Source organism: Pseudomonas sp. P5_B2 (assembly GCF_056400445.1).
Genome location: NZ_JBFULH010001117.1, coordinates 1 through 981 on the forward strand (window position 1 = coordinate 1; position 981 = coordinate 981).

Genomic DNA, 981 nt, shown 5'->3' on the forward strand with positions numbered 1-981 from the left:
GTGCTTGTGTTTGTGACCATTGCCGGAATGGGAACTGTCATGATCATTGTCGTCGTTACCCAGGTTGTTGCCGACGCCACCACCCGCTGCACCGCCAAGGCCGGCACCAATGGTCGAACCCGTTGAGCCGCCGAGGCTGTTGCCAATAATCGAGCCGCCTGCAGCCCCTAAGCCACCGCCAATTGCCGCTTCATTACGACTACCCTTATTTGCCCCGACTGCACTCCCTGCCGCGCCGCCGACACCGGCGCCAATGGCTGCGCCCGTGCTGCCGCCCAATTGTCCGCCGACGACGTTACCCAACGCGCCACCCAGACCGCCGCCCACTGCTGCAGTGCCGTCGTTGGCCGCCATTACTCCTTGCGCCATCAACAGTCCAACCACAAACGCGGACAGCGCCAAACGTTTAGTCTTTTTGCTGTTGTTAACCGGTGTCATAGGACGCCTCTTGTTCTACTGGGGTATATGAGCTTCGAGCCTTTGTTTAAAGAATCGTTCATAAACGAAAAAGCCCGGTATTTTAACCGGGCTCTCAAGCGAATCAATCCRCATCAGTGACGCTTGTGACCTTTGCCCAGGTTGCTGCCTACGCCGCCGCCCAACGCACCACCCAAGCCTGCGCCAATGGTGGAGCCGGTCTTGCCGCCCAAGCTGTGACCGATCATCGAACCACCAGCTGCCCCCACACCGCCACCAATGGCGGCTTGAGTACGACGGCCTTTAGGCGCCGCAACGGCGCTGCCGGCTGCGCCCGCCACGCCAGCACCAATTGCTGCGCCGGTGCTGCCGCCCATGCTCTGGCCGACTACGTTACCCAGCGCGCCACCAAGACCACCCCCGATCGCGGCGGTGCCATCACTGGCAGCCATCGCACCTTGAGCAACCAGAAGCCCAAGAACCAGAGCAGGCAGTGTTAAACGCATGACGAAAACCTCAAAAATAGGGGGAAAAAAGAAAGCCGGGGATTGAATGCTGTAACGC

General features: G+C 60.1%; 2 protein-coding genes. Both read right to left on the reverse strand.

The features are described 5' to 3' along the window. On the reverse strand, positions 1-438 hold a 438-nt coding region (locus AC1DRJ_RS29585; protein ID WP_477805246.1), incomplete at its 3' end, for a glycine zipper domain-containing protein. Between the two features lie 113 nt (positions 439-551). Continuing rightward, the gene (locus AC1DRJ_RS29590) at positions 552-923 is read right to left on the reverse strand and encodes a bacteriocin (protein WP_477805247.1); all 372 of its coding nucleotides are present in this window, start codon (positions 921-923) and stop codon (positions 552-554) included. Positions 924-981 lie beyond the last annotated feature (58 nt).

Coding starts and splice junctions, on each gene's coding strand:
- AC1DRJ_RS29590 (WP_477805247.1), bottom strand. CDS start 923: ATGCGTTTAACACTGCCTGCTCTGGTTCTTGGGCTTCTGGTTGCTCAA.